The 21,285-nt window shown below is 65.1% G+C and carries 22 protein-coding genes; 12 read left to right on the forward strand and 10 right to left on the reverse strand.

Going from position 1 to position 21,285, the window contains the following annotated elements; genetic code table 11:
- The first annotated feature begins 41 nt into the window (after positions 1–41).
- Entirely contained in the window at positions 42–854 is an 813-nt protein-coding gene (locus AB0J47_RS02255) for an SDR family oxidoreductase (RefSeq protein WP_364339507.1), read from the forward strand.
- 103 nt (positions 855–957) lie between these two features.
- On the opposite strand, the gene AB0J47_RS02260 is transcribed toward AB0J47_RS02255, so the two are convergent.
- Genes AB0J47_RS02260 through AB0J47_RS02295 form a run of 8 tightly spaced genes read right to left on the reverse strand, consistent with a single transcriptional unit; the run spans position 958 to position 8,731 of the window.
- Positions 958–1,770, reverse strand: coding sequence for a carbohydrate ABC transporter permease (locus tag AB0J47_RS02260; protein WP_364339509.1), 813 nt, complete (start codon positions 1,768–1,770; stop codon positions 958–960).
- The gene (locus AB0J47_RS02265; RefSeq protein WP_364339511.1) at positions 1,760–2,701 is read right to left on the reverse strand and encodes a sugar ABC transporter permease; all 942 of its coding nucleotides are present in this window, start codon (positions 2,699–2,701) and stop codon (positions 1,760–1,762) included. Before AB0J47_RS02265 ends, AB0J47_RS02260 begins: the two co-directional genes overlap by 11 nt.
- Positions 2,702–3,553, reverse strand: a complete 852-nt coding sequence (locus AB0J47_RS02270; protein WP_364339513.1) for a metallophosphoesterase — start codon at positions 3,551–3,553, stop codon at positions 2,702–2,704.
- Positions 3,550–4,923: an ABC transporter substrate-binding protein gene (locus AB0J47_RS02275; RefSeq protein ID WP_364339515.1), complete on the reverse strand. Its 1,374-nt coding sequence runs from the start codon at positions 4,921–4,923 to the stop codon at positions 3,550–3,552. The genes AB0J47_RS02270 and AB0J47_RS02275 overlap by 4 nt, the downstream gene beginning before the upstream one ends.
- A gap of 36 nt (positions 4,924–4,959) precedes the next feature.
- Entirely contained in the window at positions 4,960–6,087 is a 1,128-nt protein-coding gene (locus AB0J47_RS02280) for an ABC transporter ATP-binding protein (RefSeq protein ID WP_364339517.1), read from the reverse strand.
- Positions 6,088–6,095: 8 nt separating this feature from the next.
- Positions 6,096–6,989 (reverse strand): alpha/beta fold hydrolase, encoded by an 894-nt coding sequence (locus AB0J47_RS02285; protein WP_364339519.1) that lies wholly within the window; start codon positions 6,987–6,989, stop codon positions 6,096–6,098.
- Positions 6,986–7,564: a YiiD C-terminal domain-containing protein gene (locus tag AB0J47_RS02290; RefSeq protein ID WP_364339521.1), complete on the reverse strand. Its 579-nt coding sequence runs from the start codon at positions 7,562–7,564 to the stop codon at positions 6,986–6,988. The genes AB0J47_RS02285 and AB0J47_RS02290 overlap by 4 nt, the downstream gene beginning before the upstream one ends.
- A 9-nt stretch (positions 7,565–7,573) precedes the next feature.
- Positions 7,574–8,731 carry an acyl-CoA dehydrogenase family protein gene (locus tag AB0J47_RS02295; protein ID WP_364339523.1) on the reverse strand — a complete coding sequence of 386 codons (1,158 nt, stop codon included), beginning with the start codon at positions 8,729–8,731 and terminating at the stop codon, positions 7,574–7,576.
- A gap of 144 nt (positions 8,732–8,875) precedes the next feature.
- Between AB0J47_RS02295 and AB0J47_RS02300 the strand changes: the two genes are divergently transcribed.
- The 3 genes from AB0J47_RS02300 to AB0J47_RS02310 all read left to right on the forward strand — a co-directional run bounded on the left by AB0J47_RS02300 (position 8,876) and on the right by AB0J47_RS02310 (position 11,644).
- Positions 8,876–9,808 carry a PDR/VanB family oxidoreductase gene (locus tag AB0J47_RS02300; RefSeq protein ID WP_364339525.1) on the forward strand — a complete coding sequence of 311 codons (933 nt, stop codon included), beginning with the start codon at positions 8,876–8,878 and terminating at the stop codon, positions 9,806–9,808.
- A 159-nt stretch (positions 9,809–9,967) separates the two neighbouring features.
- Positions 9,968–10,666 carry a hypothetical protein gene (locus AB0J47_RS02305; RefSeq protein ID WP_364339527.1) on the forward strand — a complete coding sequence of 233 codons (699 nt, stop codon included), beginning with the start codon at positions 9,968–9,970 and terminating at the stop codon, positions 10,664–10,666.
- Positions 10,667–10,867: 201 nt separating this feature from the next.
- The gene (locus AB0J47_RS02310) at positions 10,868–11,644 is read left to right on the forward strand and encodes a DUF4913 domain-containing protein (RefSeq protein WP_364339529.1); all 777 of its coding nucleotides are present in this window, start codon (positions 10,868–10,870) and stop codon (positions 11,642–11,644) included.
- An 8-nt stretch (positions 11,645–11,652) separates the two neighbouring features.
- On the opposite strand, the gene AB0J47_RS02315 is transcribed toward AB0J47_RS02310, so the two are convergent.
- Positions 11,653–12,873: an ROK family protein gene (locus AB0J47_RS02315; protein ID WP_364339531.1), complete on the reverse strand. Its 1,221-nt coding sequence runs from the start codon at positions 12,871–12,873 to the stop codon at positions 11,653–11,655.
- Between the two features lie 148 nt (positions 12,874–13,021).
- On the opposite strand from AB0J47_RS02315, the gene AB0J47_RS02320 reads away from it, so the two are divergent.
- Genes AB0J47_RS02320 through dgoD form a run of 8 tightly spaced genes read left to right on the forward strand, consistent with a single transcriptional unit; the run spans position 13,022 to position 21,037 of the window.
- A complete protein-coding gene (locus AB0J47_RS02320) occupies positions 13,022–14,068 on the forward strand; it encodes a substrate-binding domain-containing protein (RefSeq protein WP_364339533.1) in 1,047 nt (348 codons plus the stop codon).
- Positions 14,059–15,579 (forward strand): sugar ABC transporter ATP-binding protein, encoded by a 1,521-nt coding sequence (locus AB0J47_RS02325; RefSeq protein WP_364339535.1) that lies wholly within the window; start codon positions 14,059–14,061, stop codon positions 15,577–15,579. Before AB0J47_RS02320 ends, AB0J47_RS02325 begins: the two co-directional genes overlap by 10 nt.
- Positions 15,576–16,616, forward strand: a complete 1,041-nt coding sequence (locus AB0J47_RS02330) for an ABC transporter permease (RefSeq protein ID WP_364339537.1) — start codon at positions 15,576–15,578, stop codon at positions 16,614–16,616. The genes AB0J47_RS02325 and AB0J47_RS02330 overlap by 4 nt, the downstream gene beginning before the upstream one ends.
- A gap of 19 nt (positions 16,617–16,635) precedes the next feature.
- Positions 16,636–17,520 carry an SMP-30/gluconolactonase/LRE family protein gene (locus tag AB0J47_RS02335; RefSeq protein WP_364339539.1) on the forward strand — a complete coding sequence of 295 codons (885 nt, stop codon included), beginning with the start codon at positions 16,636–16,638 and terminating at the stop codon, positions 17,518–17,520.
- Complete coding sequence (locus AB0J47_RS02340) at positions 17,517–18,131, forward strand: bifunctional 4-hydroxy-2-oxoglutarate aldolase/2-dehydro-3-deoxy-phosphogluconate aldolase (protein ID WP_364339541.1); 615 nt, start codon at positions 17,517–17,519, stop codon at positions 18,129–18,131. The genes AB0J47_RS02335 and AB0J47_RS02340 overlap by 4 nt, the downstream gene beginning before the upstream one ends.
- 55 nt (positions 18,132–18,186) lie before the next feature.
- On the forward strand, positions 18,187–19,131 hold the full coding sequence (locus AB0J47_RS02345; RefSeq protein ID WP_364339543.1) for a sugar kinase: 945 nt from the start codon (positions 18,187–18,189) through the stop codon (positions 19,129–19,131).
- 8 nt (positions 19,132–19,139) lie between these two features.
- On the forward strand, positions 19,140–19,895 hold the full coding sequence (locus AB0J47_RS02350) for an SDR family oxidoreductase (RefSeq protein ID WP_364339545.1): 756 nt from the start codon (positions 19,140–19,142) through the stop codon (positions 19,893–19,895).
- Entirely contained in the window at positions 19,892–21,037 is a 1,146-nt protein-coding gene (dgoD, locus tag AB0J47_RS02355) for a galactonate dehydratase (RefSeq protein ID WP_364339547.1), read from the forward strand. The genes AB0J47_RS02350 and dgoD overlap by 4 nt, the downstream gene beginning before the upstream one ends.
- Positions 21,038–21,057: 20 nt before the next feature.
- Here dgoD and AB0J47_RS02360 read toward each other — a convergent pair whose 3' ends face one another.
- Positions 21,058–21,267: a DUF2510 domain-containing protein gene (locus AB0J47_RS02360; RefSeq protein ID WP_364339550.1), complete on the reverse strand. Its 210-nt coding sequence runs from the start codon at positions 21,265–21,267 to the stop codon at positions 21,058–21,060.
- Between the last annotated feature and the right edge of the window lie 18 nt (positions 21,268–21,285).

Below are 21,285 nucleotides of genomic sequence, written 5' to 3' on the forward strand. Positions count from 1 at the left end.
AATGCGCAACAGATGGTTGCGTATTGGAGGTCTGATCAGATATGAGTGGATTGCTGCTCGAAGATAAGTGCGCTGTGATCTATGGAGGCGGGGGCGCTATCGGCGGCGCTACCGCACGGGTATTCGCGCGGGAAGGCGCGAGGGTCTTCATCGCCGGGCGGACGCAGGCGAAGCTCGACGCCGTGGCGCGCGATATCGCCGCCACGGGCGGAAAAGTCGAGACCGCGCAAGTTGACGTTTTCGATCAGCAGGCGGTCGAAAAGCACGCCGATGCGATCGCGGCGACGGCCGGCAACATCGACATCGCCCTCAACGCCGTGAGTGTCATGCACGACCAGGGGACATTGCTCGCGGACCTCTCGCTGGAGGAGTTCATGCGGCCGATCGACGGCTTTCTGCGGACGCTGTTCATCACAAGCAAGGCTGTGGCACGGCACATGGGTCGCGAGCGTCCTGGCGTCATCCTGACTTTGTCCGAGCCGGGTTCCAAGCTGGCTGTAGGCGGCATCTTGGGGCACAGCGTGAGCGCGGCCGGCAAGGAGGCCTTCTCGCGGAACCTGGCCGCGGAGCTGGCACCCAGCAACATCCGGGTCATCGGCATCCGTCCACACGCTGTCGTCGATGCGCCGGCAGCGGGTTCCTACACCAAGGATCTCTTCGAACAAACCGCGGCAGCGGCCGGGCTGTCGGTCCAGGAATTGCTCGAAGACGGGGCGATGGCGCAGGGGACGCTTCTGAAAAGGCTGCCTACGCTGTCTGATATTGCGGAGACGGCCGCGTTCCTGGCTTCAGATCGAGCTGGAGCCATGACGGGAGCAATCGCCAATCTGTCCGGCGGCGCACTTGTCGACTGAGTTTCGGTTTCGAGGTGCAGACGGAGTCGGCATGGCCCGGGAGGCGCGCCTGAGCCTGGCACAACATCGACACCGGCGCTCGCGGTGACACCACGGTTCTTCACTACTTCAACCCCGACCGCACGAAGGCGTTCACGATGTGCCGCTGCAGCAGCAGGTACATCAGCAACACCGGCAGGCAGGCCAGGCTGGCCAGCGCCATCATCGGCCCCCACTGATCACCTTCGGTGCCCATGAAGCTGCGTAAACCCAGCTGGAGCACGCTGTTGGATTGGCGGAGAACGACTGCGGGCCAGAAGTATTCATTCCAGGCGTTGATGAACAGCAGGATGGCCAGGGCGGCGAGGGCGGGGCGGAGGTTGGGGACGACGACGGTCCACAGGATGGACCAGGAGGAGCGGCCGTCGATTTTGGCGGCGGCGACGAGTTCCTTCGGAAAGCTGGCCATGTGCTGGCGCATCAGCAGCACCGCGAGTGCCGAGCACAAGGTCGGCAAGACTACGCCGATCAGGGAGTTGACCATCCCGAGCCGGGTGAGCAGCACATAGTTCGGCAGCATCGTCACCTGGAACGGAACCAGCCAGGTCCCGACGAACGCGAGGTACAGGATCCGCTGGAACGGAAAGGTGTACATCGCGAACGCGTAGGAGGCCAACAGCGCCACCAGCAGCTGTCCGGCCGCGGACAATGCCGCCACGAAGAAGGTATTGCCGATCAAGCCGAGTACATCGACCTTCTCGGCGGCATCGGTGTAGTTCGCGAACGAGATCGGCCAGGGGAAGGGCGAGAGCGAGGTGACATCCTCGGGCCGCTGCAGCGAGGTGGCGAACAGCCAATAGATCGGAAAGACGCACACCACAGCGGTGACCGCGAGCAGCAGATGGCTGCTCGCGGTCCGCAAACGATCAATCATCATGGAAGGCAACCCTTTCCGAGATCCACACCAGGATCCCGGCGATCACTCCGAATCCGGCGAACAACAGCACGCCGGCCGCCGCACTGAGTCCGGCGTCGAAACTGTGGAAGGCGTAGTCCCACAGCAGGTAATAGATATTGGTGGTGGCCTGGGCCGGCCCGCCCTGTGTCATCGAGTCGATGAGCGGGAAGGTCAGTGTGGGACTGAGCAGTACGGTGGTCAGCACCAGGAACAGCAGCGTGGGGGACAGCAGCGGCAATGTGATCCAGCGCCGGATTTGTCCCGGACTCGCGCCGTCTACCTGCGCCGCCTCGTCGTAATCGCCACTGATACCGGCCAATCCGGCCCACACCACGAGCACCGCGAACCCGAGCAGCTGCCAGCCGGTGATCCCGATGACGACTGCGTGCGCGGTGCCCGCGTCATATACCCAGTTGCGATTCGAGCCGAGCACTTGATCGATGAAGCCGCTGCCGGGATGCAACAGCCAGCGCCAAACCGCCGCTGCCGCGACGGGAGCCACCAGGAACGGCACGAATATGAAGGCGTGATAGATGGTCCGGCCCCGCACCCTTCTGCTCGCCAGCGCGATGAGCACCGGCAGGACAACGGTGAACGGCAGCATGCCCACGATCAGCACCCCGGTCCGCCCGACCGAATCCCAGAATGCCGGAAGTGCCACCAGCCGTGCGTAATTGCCGGTGCCGACCGGCTTCATCGGCGAGGTCGGCAGGAGATTCCACGAGTAGGTGGACAACTCGAATGCCTGCACCAGCGGCCGATAGATCCACACCACCAGCAGAAACAGCGCGGGCGCGAGATACAGGTAGGGCACCACGAACTGCCCCGCCCGGCGGAACCGGGCGCGGCGGCGGGTCTGCGGCACCGGCACGGTATCCGGTGCCGCAGCGGGCATTTCGACTACGAACATCTACCTGGCCTCAGCGGCCAGCGCGGCCAGCTGTTCGAGTACATCGGCTTCGGCGCGGTCGTAGACGGTTTCGGCGGGCGTCGCCTCGATCGCGGTGGCCACCAGTGTCGTACCGAGCAGATCGATGCGGCTGTAACCGAATCCGGTCAGGCCCCGGTGCCGTCCGAGCGGCGCGATCGTATCGATGCGGTACGCCAGTGCGGGCCCGATCCACACCGGAATGCCGCCGAGCGCGGCCGCACCCGTCAGGTGGTTGTGCCCGCAGATGATCAGCCGCACATCCGATCCCGCAAGCACTTCCTCGAGTAACTCCGGCTGCTCGAGCCGCAGATATTCGGTCGCGGCGACCGGTGACGGAATCGGCGGATGGTGCAGCACCAGCAACGTGCCGTGCGGTGCGGGTTCGCGCAACTGATCGGTCAGCCAGTCGAGCTGTTCGGGCTCGAGCCGCCCGTCGTGCCTGTGTGGTGTGCTGCTGTCGAGCGAGATGATCCGCAGTCCCGCGACGTCGACCACCTGGTCGTGGGTGACGTCCGGGTCGACCGAATCCAGACCGAGCAACTCGATGCCGAACGCGGTGCGCTCGTCGTGATTGCCCATCGTGTACACCGTCCGTGCGCCGAGTTCGGCGGCCACCGGCTCCACCGCATCACGCAGCCGCCGATATGCCTCCGGTGACCCGTTATCGGTCAGATCTCCCGATAACACCAGCGCGTCGATGCGCTGCCGCGAGGCCCGCAGCTGCTGCAGCACCTGGGTGAGGTTGGCGTAGGTGTCGATCATGCCGTGTACCCGTTCCCCGGTGGCCCGGATGTGGGTATCGGTCAGCTGAACGACGGTCACCGTGCTCATGACGCGGGCAGGAGTTTGGCGCCCTGGTCCCGGGCGGTGGTCAAGGTTGGCTGGGGATCTTTGCCCTGGAACACGATCGACTCGACCGCGTCCATCATGCCGTCGCGGATCTGCAGATAGTTGGTGCCCGGCATGGAGGTCCACGGCTCCATATTCGCCAGCTGCGCGACGTTCGGCTTCAGCAATGGGTTCTGCTCCGACCAGGTCTTCAGCCCGTTCGGATCGTCCATCAAGCCGGTGCGCAACGGCAGATATCCGATGCCCTGCGAGATCTTGGTGTAGGCGTCCTCACTGGTGAGGAACTTGATGAGCTCCCACGACGCCCGCTGCTTGGCCGGGTCATTGGACAGAATGTGCAGCGACGCACCGGAATTCGTCGGCACGGTCGGCTTGCTGCCGAAACTCGGCATTGGTGCCGCGCGCAGATCCCACTTGTCCTTGGCGCCGGTGACGAAGGTGCCCTGGATCGCGCTGGTCTCCAGGATCATGCCGATCTCACCGCGTGCAAACGCTTCATAGCCCTGCTTCTGGTTGAACTTCGGCATACTGCCCGAATCGACCAGCTGCTTGCTCATCTGGGTGACCTCGACCGCGGGCGCGTCCGCGAACGACAGCGCCTTGCGGTCGTCGGAGATGACCCGGCCGCCATTGGAGCGCACCATCGACTGGAAGCACCAGTCCTTGGCGGTCTTGGTCAGGCAATCGATATACACACCGCCCTTGCCGGTCTTCCCGGTGATCGCGGCGGCCGCATCGGAGACCTGCTGCCAGGTGGCGGGCGGCTTGGCCGGATCGAGCCCGGCCTCGGTGAACAGCGAGGCATTGAAATACAGGACGGGCGTGGAGAATACGAACGGGACACCGTAGGTGTGGCCGTCCCAATCCGCGAGCGTGCGCGCCTTCGGGGCGAACGGGTACTTGGCCCCGTCGAAGTTGCGCTGCACCTCCGGCTCGGAAACCAGCGTGTCCAGCGGTTTGGCGCCGAGCTGGTGGATGGTGTAGTCCAGATCGCTGAAGCCGAGCTGCGCGACATCCGGTGGGGTGCCCGCGACCATCTGGTTCTGAATGCTGGAGATGGTGTCGGTGGCTGGATTCGGGCTATTGCCCTGCGGCTTCTGCGCGGTCACCTTGATATTCGGGAACTTCTTGCCGAAATCGGCGATCAGCGCGTTGAAGGTGTCGGTCCACGCCCCGGCGAGACCGTAGTTGTAGGACTCGAACACGATGGACACCTGCTGATCCGGCTTCAGTTCCGGGATCTGGGCGGTGTCGGCATTCGAGTCGGTGGTGGTGCTCCCGAGTCCGCCGCAGGCGCTGAGCGCGACGGTGGTTGCGAACACCAAGCCCAATACGGGCACGGTGCGTTTCACGGTGGTTCTCCTCATCGATGAAGGGGTTGTTACGAATCAGGCGACGGCGACGACAGTGCCATCGGCTACCGAATCCTCCTGCGGCTCTCGCCAATTCAGGCGCAGTCCGGATTCGGGGTGGAACAGGTGCAGGTGCGCGGGATCCACGCGCAACCCGATCGGCTCCTCGGCGCGCACGCCGGCCGGACGCGGTGCGCGGGCGCACAATGTCTGCTCGCCGGTGCTGAAATGGATCAGTTCCTCGCTGCCCAGGTTCTCGACCATCGTCACGTGCCCGCGGATGGCGGGGTCGGAGGAGTCGATGCGCAGTTGTTCGGGGCGGATCCCGGCGACGACGTCGACGTCAGCATCGAAATCCGCTGCGGTGATGTCCAATTCGGTGTCAATGCCATCGGCCACCAGGAACAGGCGGCCGTCGCGCTGGGTGACCGCCGCGGGAAACAGATTCATCGGCGGCGCACCGAGGAATCCGGCGACGAAGGTCGAGCGGGGACGGTCGTAGAGTTCGGTCGGGGTGCCGACCTGCTCGACCTGACCGTCATTGAGCAGTGCGATCCGGTCCGCCATGGTCATCGCTTCGACCTGGTCATGGGTGACGTAGAGGAATGTCGCTCCCAATCCCCGATGCAGCGCAATCAGTTCAGCCCGAGTGGCACTGCGCAATTTTGCGTCCAGATTGGACAAAGGTTCGTCCATCAGGAACGCACCGGGATCACGAACCATGGCTCGAGCCAAGGCAACTCGTTGTCGCTGTCCGCCTGATAACGCGGCGGGTTTGCGGCGCAACAACTCGTCCAATCCCAGCGCTGTCGCCACCTCCGCAACCCGCGCAGCGATTTTCGCGCGCGGTGTGCGCCGCGCCCGCAAGGGAAAGCCGATATTCTTCGCCACCGTCAGATGCGGATACAGCGCGTAGCTCTGGAATACCATGGCCAGGTCCCGCTGCTGCGGTGCCCGATGGGTGATATCGGTGTCGTCCAGCTGGATTCGGCCACCGGTCGGATCCTCCAGACCCGCGATCATTCGCAGCAGGGTGGATTTGCCGCAGCCGCTCGGTCCGAGCAACACCATGAACTCACCGTCGGCGATCTCCAGGCTCACCTCCCGCACGGCATAGGTCGTGCCGAAGTGCTTGGATACCCGCTCGATGCGCAGTCGTGCCACCAGATCCCCTAGACCGGCAGCTCGCCCGCGACGACCCAGGTCGCCACCCGGGCCGCGATCGCCGGTGCATCCTTGACCCACTGGAAGTGATCGCGGTGCTCGACCGGCGCATGCTCGTCGATATGCCACTGGGTGACCCGGGCGTTCGGCATCCGGGAGACCAGGAAGTCGACGTTGGACTTCGGCCCGAGCACATCCTCCGACAGCGAGATGACCAACACCGGCAACGTCATCCTGCGCAGCAACGTATTATATTGCCGCGCTGTGCCTTTCGGACGATAATAGCTGGTCAGCGAGTGCATCGACCAGTCCCGCATCACGCGGCCCGGCATCGGTGCGGGGATCAGTACGCCGCCGGGCCAGTGCCCCTTCCAGCGCGAAACCAAGCCGATCCACTGGATCTGGCTCAGCGCCTCGAACCAGCGGCGCGGCCCGAATGCCCACCAGAACACCGTGCCGGTCCCGATCACGGTCACTCCGGCGACCTGGTCGGGCTCGGCGGCCGCGAACAACAGCGCGAGCTGGCCGCCGAGACTGTGCCCGAACAGGTGGATCGGCACCTGCGGAAAACGGGCGCGGACCTCGGAAACTACTGCGGGCAAATCGATTTCCAACATTTCGCGGTAGCCGAAATCGCTGTGCTGCCCGAACTCCGGCTTTGCCTCACCGTGGGCCCGCAGATCACAGGTGGCGACCGAAAGGCCTTGGGCATGTAGTTCTTTGGCGAGGCGCAAATAGCTCTTCGCCTTCAACGCCATGGCGGGCAGTATCAGCACCACCGGCGCATCGGACTTCTTGGCGGGTAGGAAGCGGACGATGAACTCGACGCCATCGGCGGTCGATACCGTGGTCGACTCCAAAGTGCTGAATTCCGAATTTTTCTGGGGTGCGGCGCTGGTCATTGGTCCGCCTCCGTGATCGCGATATCGCAGACGTAGTCGAAGGTGAACTTCGCGACGATCACATCGGCCTCATCGAGCAGCACTGCCTTGCCGGACAATTCGAAACGGTTCGAAGCGGTGGCGGCCAGCACACCGGCGAGTTCACGCTGATCGACGGTGGCGATGGCGCGGATCCGCCCGACCGCCGGTTTGCGATAGGACGCCGTGCCAGCGCGCAGCACCAGTCGCTCGACGGTGTCCAGGCGAGTCGCGGCCGCACCGACGAAGGCCGCCGCGCCACCGATATCGGCGGCGGTGAACAACGCACCGGCGTGCACGGTGCCCATATGGTTGCGCACGGTGTCCACGGCGGGAATCTCGACGACCGCCCGCTCCGGTGAGATCTCGGTGATCAGAGTGCCGACGTGTCGTCCGAACGGCACCATCTCCTGCGATACCGCCCGTAGATATTCGTAATCGACCGCAGCACAATCGAGTTCGGGATAGGCGGCGGCGAATCCGACGATTTCACGCGTAGGCCCACCCGTCACCCGGCCGCCACCCCTCATGGAATCGCTTCGCGATATCGTAGTCATTTCTCTCCTTCAGCGATTGCGCAGTGCGCGACGGGCAATGGACCAGCGCAGTACCTCGGATGGCCCCTCATAGATGCGGAAGGCCCTGGCCTCCACCAGGAATCGGGCGACCAGGTAGTCCTCGCAGACACCGAGTCCGCCGTGTAGCTGCACCGCCCGATCGAGCACCCGCCAGACCGCCTCCGAGACGAAGGTTTTCGCGATCGACGCATCGTGGCGCGCCTGCGAGGATGTCGGCCCCTGCTCGTCGATGGTCTCGGCCGCCGTGCGGATCACGCCACGGGCCGCGGCGATGTCGATCTCGTTATCGGCGACGAGTCCCTGCGCCAGACCGTGATCGGCGATCGGCACACCGAAGGCCTTTCGGGTGCTGATGTGTTCGATGGCGAGGTGGTGCGCGCGCACGGCGAGGCCGAGCCAGTTCATGCAGAACACCAGGCGCGACGGCGCGAGCCGAACCTGGGCGAGTACAAGTCCCTGACCGACCGCGCCCAATACGGCGGAATCCGGTACCGCACAATCGACGAAGGCGACCTCGCAGTGTCCGCCCGGTGCACTGGAATGGTCGAGCGTCGGCATCCGACGACCGATCTTCAGCCCCGGATTGTCCTGGTCCACCAGGAACATGGTGGGTCCGTCACTGGTCTGCGCGACACAGATGGTGAAGGCGGCGCCCTGCGCGCCGGTGGTGAAATGCTTGGCGCCGTTGATGATCCAGCCGTCATCGGTCTCTTCGGCAACGGTCTGCAGCATGCCGGGATCGGATCCGGCGCCCGGTGCGGGTTCGGTCATCGCAATGGCTGAACGCACCTCACCGGCAGCCAGCGGCGCGAGATAGCGCTGCTGCTGTTCGGCATCGGCCACATGGGCGAGCAGGTGGATGTTTCCGTCGTCGGGTGCCCAGGCGTTCACCGCGATCGGGCCGAGCAGACTGGCACCGGCCGCTTCCAACACCCGCGCCTGGGCCCGGGTGTCCAGGCCGAGTCCGCCGTACTCCGGGGCGGACAGCGGGCCGAAGACGCCCGCCTCCTTCGCCTTCTTCTGTAGTTCGAGCCGCAGCGCGTCGTCCATGACGCGCCCGTCGACGACGACCTCGCGTTCCACCGGAATTACCTGGTCACGTATGAACTGGGTGGTCTTGTCCACCAAATGCGCCACAGTGGTCATGGCGTCAGTTTCGGTGGGCGGGCGGCGTCCGAGTCGGGTCGATAGTCAACGTCGATTGTGCGAATCGACTGCGCATTCGTCCGGTGCGGATCGGTGCTGTCTCGGCGACGGTAGTCGCGAAGACGAGATAGCCGAGGGGACCAGATGACGGAGTTTCCGGTGCGGGTGTCGGCCCGCCGTGACGAGGCCGAGGGTGTGTTCTCACTCGAGCTGTGCGCGGTTGCGGGCCGAGAACTGCCGTCGTGGACACCGGGCGCGCATATCGACGTGGCGGTCGGCGGCGCGGGGGTCCGCCAATACTCGCTCTGCGGTGATCCGGCGGATCGGCGGCACTGGCGGATCGCGGTGCTGCGCGAACCCGAGGGACGTGGTGGGTCGGAATATCTGCACCTGACCGCATTTCCGAATACCGAGCTGCGTATTTCACGCCCTCGCAACAACTTCGAGTTTCTTGTGCGCGACAGCTATGTATTCGTCGCGGGCGGTATCGGGATCACCCCGATTCTGCCGATGCTGGCCGCTGCGCAGGCTTCGGAGGCACGGTGGGAGTTGTACTACGGCGGCCGGACTCGAGGACATATGGCGTTCGCGGACGAGATCGCACGCCGCTATCCACGGGCGCGACTGCTGCCGCAGGACGAGCACGGACTACTGCCGATCGGCGACATCCTCGCCGAGCACTCCGATTCCGCGATCTATTGTTGCGGGCCAGAACCGCTGCTGGCGGCCGTGGAAACCGAGGGGGCGCGGCGCAATTCGGACGTGCATGTCGAACGGTTCGTGCCGCGGCCGGTGGCATCCGTAGCGCGCGACTCCTTCGAGGTCCGATTAGCGAGTAGTGGAGAAACTTTCCGCGTCGGCGCCACTCAGTCCATTGTCGACGTCCTCGATGCCGCAGGGATCGAGATCATCACCTCATGCCGCGAAGGCACCTGTGGCAGTTGCGAAACCGCTGTGCTCGCAGGCGATATCGACCACCGCGACTCAGTGCTCACCGTCGAAGAGCAGGCACGCGGCGACACGATGATGCTGTGCGTCTCCCGGGCGGGGTCGGAGGTGCTCGTCCTCGACCTGTGACCGAGCGCAGCGAGGCAAACCACCTGACGGGTCGCAGTCGAGCCGAGCGCCAGCGAGGCAGAGCTGTGTGACCTCTGAACCTGTCGGCGCGATCCGCGACCGGCATGCGGCGCGCTCGCGCGCCGACGTCCCCGAAAATCCGAGAGGAAAGTAATAACGATGAGGAAAATCGTTGCGGCGGCCGCCGGACTGGTCGCCGCAGTCGGGATCGCCGCCGGTACGGCCGGTGCGCAGCCCGACGGTGACGAAGCGGTCGGATTCACCGCCGCCGCCACCGATACCCAGACCATCATCGAGACCGACGCGGGCGCCATGGTCGTCGAGGACGGCGTCTTCAAGATCAAGGCGAGCAACGGCACCGTGCTCACCGGCATGCCGCTGAAGTTCCGCGTCGACGACTTCGAATTCCCGATCGTCGCCGATATCGCCGACCACTCCGCCACCCTGACGCCACAGTTCGACATGGGGCACGCGACCTACAAGCCGGTCGCGCTGCCCTTCGAGGACAAGGCGCCTTGGAAGAACGAGTACGACCGTGAGCAGGCCGCCTGGTCCCGCATGACCAGCACCATCACCATGGGCGCCACCATCGGCACCCTGGTCGGCGGCCTCAGCGGCGGCGCCATCGGCTGTGTCCTCGGCGGTATCGCCGGCGCCACGGTCGCCTCGGCCGCCATCATCGGCCTGTTCGGCGCGTTCATCCCGGCTGCCGCCATCGGCTGCCTCGGTGGCATCGTCGCGGTAGGCGCCCTCGGCACCCTGGCCGGTCAGATCTTCATCACAGCCCCGGTCGCCATCGGCGCGGCCATCCAATACTTCTCCACTATCAACCAGCCGCCGTTCCCGCCGGCCAAGTAGATAGCGAAGAAGAACCCAACGGCGTTCGTTGGGGGACACCCGACCCCGCCCGGTTCCTCACCCCGGGCGGGGTCTTCGCGCTGTGCTGGCGGCCCAGTCGGCGAAAATGTCGGCGGCCACGAGTACTCTCGGATTTCAAATGTATGTGGGGGCAGGATGTTTCGCGGCCGCGACATCGAGAATTCGGGAGGTGCGTCCGCGGTGAGCGAAGCGCAACCGTCGTCGACGATTTATGAAAACGTAGTCGAGTTCGTCGAGAATTACCTGGGCCCGGTCTATCGGCGGCACGTGAGTGATCTCAGTGACGCGCAGTGGTGTCCGGAATGGTGGAAGCACGCCGAGGCCACGATACGTCTGGATGCCCTGTGGCGGGCTTGGGAGTACTACCGGCTCGATGGCGGAGCAGGCATCAGCGTGTGGCTCAACGATCACGCCGATCGGCACATGCGCAGACTACTCGACCAACGCGGCCCCTTCACGTACTGCAACGTAGGTGATGGTCACCAAGACATGCTCGATCCGATGCCCTTGAAATCGCCGCCACCACATCTGTTTCCCGATCCCATCCGGTCCGACTCCGAAACCGCTACCGACAGCGGGCGGGTCACTGTCTACAGGGATGTCGTCGAGTATGTCGAGAACTATCTGAGCTTGGTCTATCGGCGGCAAGTGAGCGGCTACGTGGTGTGGTGTCCGGAATGGTGGAAGCATGCCGAAGCCATCGCCCGCCTGGACGCCCTCTGGCGGGCTTGGGAGTACTACCGACTCGATGGCAGAGCAGGTATCAGCGTGTGGTTTCTCGAGCATGCAGACCCACACATGTTCGAATTGCTCGATCGACGCGGCCCGTTCGAATACTGCGGCGAGCTCGGCGGTCACCAAAACACGCTCGCTCCGCTGCCATTGCGGTCACCGCCACCGAACATATTCCGTGATCCGATCGTGGCGGATCTCGAAACCGAATCGGACAGTGCATAAGTCATCGGCTAGGTGGTCGAGCGGATGGCGCGGCGGGCGGCGATGGAGCCGAAGGTTTCGCGGTCGGCGAGGAAGCCTTCGAGGGCGAAGGTGGCGGCGCCGAGGCTGACGGGGTTGTGGGGGAGAGTGCACAGTTGCAGGGTTACCGCGGCGAAGGGGTCGGACATGGCGTGGTGGGCGGCTACGCGGCGGGTTGCGTCGAGCAGACGTTCGCCGAGGACGTTCGCGACGAGGTCGCCGAACACCATGGTGCGGGGGTTGAAGAGGTTGACCAGGTTGGCGACGGCGACACCCAGGTAGTTGCCGGTCCTTTCGATGACCGCGCTGGCGATGGGGTCGTCGCTGGCGGCGATGGCCGCGATGGTGGCGGTATCGTCGGCCGCGAGTAGTGGGCTGGCCGGTGCGATTTCGCGCAGAGTCCGCACGATGCCGCGTGCGCTCACATAGGCCTCGACGCAGCCGTGACGTCCGCAGCGGCATTCGCGTCCGTCGATGACGAGGTTGGTGTGCCCCCACTCGCCGGCACTATTGGTCACGCCGCGATAGAGCGTGCCGTCGATGACGACGCCGATACCGACTCCGGCGCGCAGCGTGACGACGATCAAATCGTCCACATCCCGCCCGGCTCCGAACCAAAGATGTGCTGCCGTACTGGCTTTCAGTGGATTGTCGAGATACAGCGGATGCGGCACCCGCGGTTGCAGCAGCGATTTCAACGACACGTCGTGCCAGTCCCAGTACGGCGAGAACACCGAAACACCGTCTTCGGGTTCCACCAATCCCGGCACGCTCAATCCGACGCCGAGCACCCGCTCCGCATCGTCGGCGGTCAGCTCGTCGATGCCGCGAACGATCAGCTCGGTGACATCCTCGGGCCGGGTGGCCGCGGGATCCACCGGAATCTCCACCGACCGCAGCACCGACATCGCCAGGTCGAAAAGGTCGAAATGAATACTGGTTTCGGCGATATCGACCCCGACGAGGGTGCCGCGCGCCGGATTGATCGCGAGCTGTGCGCGCGGCCGCCCGATGCCGGGCGCGTCGTAGCCGAGTTCGGCGAGCACCCCGACATCGAGCAGTTCGGCGATCATATTGCCCACGGTCGCGAACGAGAGCCCGGTGGCGCCGGCGATCTCCTGACGGCTGGTGTGGCCCTCGGCGGCGTAGACCGCCTGCAGTACGTAGAACCGATTCCGGCGGCGGATATCGCGCGCGGTCAGCTGGTACACGGTCGGGCCATCTCCTTCCGATTGATATTCGCAGACGCTACCCGAGCACTTCTGACAACACTATTTACAACGGTTATCCGAAGTCCTACTGTAACCCAGGTCACTACAAGACGCCGAGTGCCCGGCGCAGTATTCAGAGGAGCACCCCATGTCCTGGACCCACCGAAGCCGTTGGACCAGAGCCGTTTTCTGCGGGGTATCGCTCGCGCTGGCCGCATCGGCCTGCTCGTCGGGCAAGGACGATTCGCAGGCGACCGGTCCGCAGCACACCACCGGTGCGATCAGCCTGGTTTACGCGCAGAAGCAAGGCGATCAGGAGTACTTCATCGGTGAGGCCGAGGGCGCGAAGGCGAAGGCCAAGGAGCTGGGCATCGATCTGAAGGTGGTGAATCTCGGCAATGACGCGAACAAGGCGGTCACCGAGGTACAGAACGCGGTCAACCAGAAGGCCAGCGGTGTGATCGTCGTGGTGCCCGATCCGTCGGTCGGTCCGCAGGTCGCCCAGCTCGCGAAGGCCGGTGGTGTCGCGCTGCTGACCTCCGATGACCAGGTCTGTACGAACGGGCCGGATCCGTCGTCCTGCGCGAAGGACAATCTGGTGCCGCGGGTCGGCTTCAGCGGCACCCAGATGGGCACCGAGGTCGGCACCCGCGCCGGTCAGGACTTCAAGAAGGCCGGGTGGAAGCCGGAGGAGACCGCGATCATCGATGCCTGGAAACAGGATGTGACCGTGTGCACCGACCGGGTCAAGGCCAACGAGAAGGCCTTCAAGGAGGCCGCCAGCGTGGACGTCAAGGTGATCGAGGTCGGCACCGACAACACCCCCTCGGACGCCCAGAACAAGATCTCGGCGACGGTATCGGGCAATCGGTCGGTGAAGAACTGGATTGTCATGGGCTGCAACGACGAGAACGTCAGCGGCGGCGTCGCGGCGATCCAGAACGCCGGATACTCCGCCGACAATGTGCTCGGCGTCGGCCTCGGCGCCTATCTGGCCTGCAAGGAATGGCGCGGCGGCAAGCCGACCGGCTTCAAGGCGGCGCTGTTCATCAATGGCAAAGACGTTGGCGCACTGTCGGTTCAGACGATCTACGACTACCTGAAGAACGGCAAGCAGATGCCGCCCGAGGCCTACGCGCCGACCAAGATGGTCGACTCGACCAACTGGCAGCAGGCGGGCGTCACATGCAGCTGACCGGACTGCGGGTCTCCGGGCTGAGCAAGAGCTTCGCCGGGGTGCCGGCCCTGCGCGAAGTGAGCCTGGATTTTCCCGCTGGTGCGGTGACCGCCCTGATGGGTGAGAACGGGGCGGGTAAATCCACCCTGATCCGCATCCTCGGTGGCGATCACCGCCCGGATGGTGGCCGGCTCGAGTTGGATGGTGTGCGACTCGAGCTGGCCACCCCCGCCGACGCGCGGTCGGCCGGAATCCGGGTCATCGGCCAGGAACCGGAGATCGTGCCGCATGTTTCCGTCGCCGAGAATGTCTATCTCGGATCGCTGCCGCGACGCTCGGGCCGTCTGCTCGACCGAGCCGCCCTGCGCGAACGGATGCGCGCCGACCTCGCCCGACTCGGCTTCGACCGTGACCTCGATCCGGACACCGTCGGTTCGAAACTGACTGCGGCGCAACGCCAATTGGTGGAGATCATGCGAGCGCTGACCACCGATGCCAAGGTGATCGCCTTCGACGAGCCCACCTCGTCGCTATCGGACCACGAGACCGAATCGCTGTTTGCGCTGATCGGTCGATTGCGCGAGCAGGGCCTCGCGGTGATCTATGTGTCGCATCGGATGCGCGAGATCTTCCGGCTGGCCGATCGGGTCGCGGTGCTGCGCGATGGCGCGCTCGTCGGTGAGCGGGCCACGGCCGAGACCACCGATCGCGAGATCGTGCGGATGATGGTCGGCAGGGATCTGTCGACGCTATTCGCGCGCAAGCACAATACGCCGGGCCGGGTGGTCCTGGACGCGGATGCGGTGACCACCGACGATGTGACGGAGGTGAGTCTGCGGGTGCGCGCCGGTGAGGTGGTCGCGCTGGCCGGGCTGGTCGGCGCGGGTCGCTCGGAACTGGCCGGGGCGCTGGCCGGTGATCTGCCGATCCGCTCCGGCGAGGTGCGAGTGGACGGTAAGAAACTGCGTCTGCGGCAACCGCGAGATGCGGTGCGGGCCGGGATGGGGTACGCGCCGGAGGAGCGCAAGGCGCAAGCGCTGCTGCTGCATCGCGGTGTGCGCGACAATATTTCGCTCGCGATGCTCGACCGCCTACGGCGGCTGCGGTTCGTCCGGGGCGGCGAGGAGCGGCGACTCGCGCGTCAGTACGTCGACTCGCTCAGGGTGCGAACGCCTTCCATCGAGCAGGAGGTGCGCAAGCTCTCCGGTGGCAATCAACAGAAGGTCGTGCTGGCCCGCTGGCTGGCCCGAAAACCAAAGGTGCTCATCCTGGATGAGCCCACCCGTGGCGTCGATGTCGGCGCGAAAATCGAGATCTACCACATCATCGAGGAACTGGCCGAATCCGGCGTCGCGGTACTGGTGATCTCCTCGGAGCTACCCGAAGTGCTCGGCCTGGCCGACCGGATCGTGGTCATGCAACACGGCCGGGTCACCGGCGAACTGGACCGTGAAGAGGCCAGCGAGGAGGCGATTCTCGCGCTGGCCATGGCCGCCGACCTATCGCATACATCGCGAGGAAACCCATGACAGACCAACAACTTTCGATCCCAGCCGCCGTAGCCTCGCCTTCGGTGCTGGCTCGCGGCGCGGCAATGCGTCGGCTGGTGCAGGCAATCGGCACCGGAAATCTCAGTCTGATCGGCGCACTGGTGGTGGTCGTCGCGATCTTCGCCTGGCTCAACGACGGCTATCTGGATCCGGCGAATCTGGCCGGAATCGGTGAAGCGGTAACGGTTTTCGGTCTGCTCGCGGTGGTCCAGACGGTTGTGATCATCTGTGGTGCGCTCGATATTTCGGTCGGCTCGCAGGCCGGTGTCGCGTCGGTGATCAGCGCGATGGCCTTCACCGCGACCGCTGACAACCCCTGGTTGGGCATTCTTGCCGCGATCGGTGTCGGGCTGGTGCTCGGAGCGATCAATGGGTTGATCATCGTCTACGGACGCGTCAATCCGGTGATCGCGACACTGGCCACCCTGGCCGCGTTCAAGGGCGTCGCGCAGTTGATATCCGGTGGTAAGGCACAAGGTTTCGTGCTGGGCGACGATGTGTTCATCTTCATCGCTCGCGGCAAGATCCTGGGTCTGCCGGTGCCGGTGGTCATTCTCGCGGTGGTCGCGATCGGTATGCATGTGCTGCTGAAGTACACCGATATCGGCCGCAATATCTATGCCATCGGCGGGAACGACACGGCCGCAAGGCTTTCCGGGATCAATATCAACAAGTACCTGATCGCGGTATTCGTGCTCGCGGGTGCGGTGGCGGCGATTGCCGGGATCATTCTGACCGCGCGGACCGGTTCCGGGCAGCCGGTCTCGGGTAGTGAAGGGCTCGAGCTGAAGGCGATAACCGCGGCGGCGTTGGGTGGGTGTGCGCTGAAGGGCGGTAAGGGCACGATCGGTGGCACTCTGCTGGCCGTTGTGCTGCTCGGTGCGCTGGACAACGGGCTGAACGTTGTTGGTGTGAATACGTTCTGGCAGAACGTCGCTCAGGGTTCATTGCTGGTGGCGGCGGTTGTTATTCAGCAGCGGCGCAGCGGGGAACGTGCGGTCGGGTTGCCGACCTAGAACCCGTCAGGAGCGAATGATGATCGAACTGAAAGCCGCTCGGTGCTCGCCGAGGCCGGGCAGGTTGTGTGAGGGACCGGTCTGGGATGACCGCACCGATGAGGTGCTGTGGGTGGATATTCCGGCGGGACGCATTCATCGCGCGACACTGCGCGACGGTGACCTCGTGCAGAGGTCCACCGTGGCAGTGGGAAAGCGGGTCAGCGCGGTCGTGCCGTGCGCATCGGGCGGGCTGATCGCGACTGCCGTCGACACCTTCCTGCATATCGCTGACGGCACAATGACCGAAGTAGCGACGCTATCGCTGCCCGATGACGGGGTACGGCGGCGTATGAACGATGCCAAGGCCGACCCGTGCGGGCGACTGTTCGCCGGGACCATGTCCGAGGACGAAATCCCGGGCACCGCAGCGCTTTATCGACTCGATCCCAATGGGGGGCTGAGTACCGTGCGTCAGCAGGTGACGATCTCCAATGGTCTCGGCTGGAGCCCGGACGGTGCCACGGTGTATTACGCGGACAGCCCGACACATCGAGTCGAAGCCTTCGACTACGACTCGGCCACCGGCACTTTCAGCAATGGACGCACCTTCGCGGAGTTTCCGGACGGTCTGCCCGATGGTTTGACTGTGGACGCAAAGGGTTTCGTCTGGGTCGCGGTGTGGGGTGCGGGGCAGGTGCGTTCGTTCGATCCATCGGGTCGGCCGCATGCGGTGATCGATGTCGGCCCGGCGCAGGTCTCCAGTTGCGCCTTCGCCGGACCGAACCTGGATGTTCTCGTAATCACCACGGCCGCGGAGGGTTCCGCTGATCCGGATGCTGGGCGGCTGTTCACCTGTGAGCCGGGCGTGACCGGTCTTGCGACGAATACCTACTCCGATGCGAGGTTGGTGAGTAACCCATGACCGCTGATCGCGTCCTCACCCTGAATCCGCCGGTAATCGCAATCCTGCGCGCTCCGACGGCCGCTCGGTTCGCCGAGGTGACCGCCGTACTGCACGAGTCGGGCATCACGGCGGTGGAGTTCACGCTCAACTCGCCGGGGGCACTGGAGGCACTGCGCGACTGCGCCGGATTTGCCCACGCGGTCGGCGCGGGCACAGTGCTCACGGCGACCGATGCCGCTCGAGCTGTGGACGCGGGTGCGGCATATCTGATCACCCCGACGGTATGCCCCGAGGTCATCGCGGAGGGCCGCCGCATGGGTGTGCCGGTGATCTGCGGCGCGTTCACGCCCACCGAGATCCACGGTGCGTGGCAGGCGGGCGCGACCATGGTGAAGGTCTTTCCTGCCTCGGTCGGCGGTCCCGGCTATGTGAAGGCGATTCGGGGTCCGCTGAAGGAGATCCCGCTGGTGCCGACGGGCGGTATCGGGCTCGCCGATGCCAGGGCGTATCTGGATGCGGGTGCCAGGGCGCTCGGCATGGGCTCGCCGCTCGTCGGTGACGCGTGCACCGGCGGTGATCTGGATGCGTTGCGTGAGCGTGCGTCCGCGGTCCGGAAGGCGTTGCTGTGATTGCTGTTTCGCGGGATCCGAATGCTGAGCACCGCAGCGCGCGAAGGTCACGGCGATGACAGGCGGATTGGTAACTTTGGGCGAAGCACTCGGTGTCGTCGCCGCCACGGAGCCAGGCCCTTTGGCTCCCGGTGCGACAATGCGGATGGATTTCGCGGGCGCGGAAGCGACGGTCGCCATCGGCGTCCGCCGGTTGGGGCACGAGAGCGCATGGGTGGGCAGCATCGGTGCCGATGCGGTCGGCACCATGATGCTCGATCGACTCCGCGCCGAACAGGTCGACATCTCGCGATGCCGAATCGATCCGGAACTGCCGAGCGGGCTGATGTTGCGTGAGCGGCGAACCGCCGACCACATGCGAGTCACCTACTACCGCAAGGATTTAGCAGGATCTCGATTAGCGGCCGCCGATATCGACACTGCCCAGATCGCCGCCGCACGGGTGCTGCATCTCACCGGCATTACCCCGGCACTGAGCCCATCCGCCCGCGACGCCGTCCACACCGCACTCGACGCCGCCGTCGACGCCGGGGTCACCGTCTCTCTCGATATCAACTACCGCCGCGCATTGTGGTCGGAAGCGGATGCGGCCGTGGAAGTTTCGAAGCTGGTGTCCCACGCCGACATCGTCTTCGCGGGTACGGACGAAGCAGCCCTCCTGGTACCGTCCGCGAGCCCCGGCATGATGGCGGAATCCCTCGCCGCACTGGGGCCTTCGCAAGTTGTGATCAAACTCGGATCCGAAGGCGCACTCGCACTGCACAACGACGAGCTGATCCGACAGCCAGCGGTGGATATCCGCAGCGTCGACCCGGTCGGCGCGGGCGATGCGTTCGTCGCGGGCTACCTCGCCGGTGTGCTCGACAACGGCTCCGTGCGACACAGCCTGCAATTGGCCGCCACCTGCGGCGCATTCGCCGTATCCGTACCCGGTGATTGGGCTGGTCTGCCGTTCCGGCACGAACTCGGCCTGCTCATCGGCGCCGACATCAACCGATAGGGAAGAGCATGAGTCGTCTGGCAGACCGGGTCGCGGTCGTCACCGGGGGTGCGTCCGGCATCGGTGCGGCCACCGCCCACCGGCTCGCCGCCGATGGCGCGGCGGTCGTCATCGCGGATATCGCTGAGGCGAGTGGGCGCGAGGTCGCCTCGAAGATCCGTGCGGCCGGTCATCGAGCCGAATTCGTCCGCTGCGATGTGTCTTCGGAGGATTCTTGGATCGAGCTACGCAATAGTGTCAACGAGCTGTTCGGACCGCTGGACTTCCTGTGCAGCAACGCGTCCCGACAGGCCACTATCCCGGCCCACGAATTGACCAGGCAGGCATGGGATGACGGCCTCGCGGTCAACCTGACCCCGCTGTTCCTCGGCCTGCACACCTTCATCGACGATCTGCGCAGCCGCAGCGGCAATGTGGTCGCGGTCTCCAGCGTGCACGCCCACTTCGGGCTTCCCGGTTATCCGGTCTATGCCGCCGCCAAGGGCGGTTTGACCGCCTTGGTCCGGCAGCTGGCCGTGGAGTACGGGCGCGCACGCGTGCGGGTCAATGCCGTGCTGCCCGGCCCGATTCTCACCCCGGTATGGGATGACGTAGACGAGGCAGGTCGGCGGCTGTCCGCCCAGGCCACCGCGCTGGACCGGATGGGCGCACCCGAGGAGGTCGCCGCCGCGGTCGCCTTCCTCGCCTCCGACGACGCATCCTTCATCACCGGTGCCAACCTGGTCGTCGACGGCGGCTGGAGCGTGCGAAAGGAGTCCCGGTGAAGATCACCGCACTCACCACCTACCTGGTCGCCCCGCGCTGGTGCTTCCTGAAGATCGAGACCGACGAGGGCATCACGGGCTGGGGTGAACCGGTCCTCGAAGGCCGCGCTCACACCGTCGCCGCCGCGGTCGACGAACTGGCCGACTACCTTGTCGGCAAGGATCCAATGAGCATCGAAGCGCACTGGCAGATGCTTACCAAGGGCGGCTTCTATCGGGGCGGACCGATCCTGTCGAGTGCGGTCGCGGGCATCGACCAGGCGCTGTGGGATATCACAGGAAAGGCACTGGGCGTACCGGTTTGGCAGTTGCTCGGCGGTGCGGTGCGCGATCGTGTCCGGGTATACAGCTGGATCGGTGGCGATCGTCCCGACGATGTCGCGCGCGCGGCGGTAGAACGAAAAGAACAGGGGTTCACCGCGATCAAGATGAACGGCTCCGCCGAATTGGAGCTGATCGATACGCCGCGCGCGACCCGAGGCATCGTCGATCGCGTCGCGGCGGTGCGTGAGGCAACCGGCGACGATTTCGATATCGCCGTCGATTTCCATGGCCGCCTGTCCATTCCGATGGCGCGGCGTGTGCTACCGCTACTCGAACCGTATCTGCCGTTCTTCGTCGAGGAACCGCTCGTCCCGGAGTGCAGCAGCCAGATCGGCGAGATCACCCGCGCGACAAGCATTCCCATCGCCACCGGCGAACGACTCTACTCGCGTTGGGATTTCAATGTGGTGCTCGATCAGGGCATCGCCGTCGTCCAGCCCGATCTCTCGCACGCGGGTGGCATCTCCGAGGTCCGCCGCATCGCCGCCCTTGCCGAGGCTCGCGATATCGCCCTCGCCCCACACTGCCCCCTCGGCCCTATCGCCCTCGCCGCCAGCCTCCAGGTCGGCTTCGCCACCCCCAACCTGCTCATTCAGGAGCAAAGCCTCGGCATCCACTACAACACCGGCTCGGACTTGCTCGACTACCTCGTCGACCCGACGGTTTTCGCTTACCACGACGGCTATGTCGACCTGCTCCAGGCTCCTGGCCTCGGCATCCAGATCGACGAAGCTGCGGTGACTCGCGCTGCCGAACAGGGCCACCGTTGGCGAAACCCGATCTGGCACCGCAAGGACGGTTCCTTCGCCGAGTGGTGACGCTCCACAGCTGAACCCCTTCATTGCCGCGGCTGCGTGTAATTCGTCCACTGGTACCCATCGAACCACCGCACCAGCCCTGGATTCGCATGGTCCGGATACCACCCCGGTGCCATCGCAGGCGTCGGCGATCCCCCTCCCGACCCGGACTTCACGATCAACACGATGACCACCGGCACCGCCACGACCGCAAGCAGAATCAAGATGTGCAGAAAACTGACAGCACCCATGCGGTCAGTATGCAGTAC

This window comes from Nocardia sp. NPDC049737 (genome assembly GCF_040674755.1).
Classification (GTDB): domain Bacteria; phylum Actinomycetota; class Actinomycetes; order Mycobacteriales; family Mycobacteriaceae; genus Nocardia.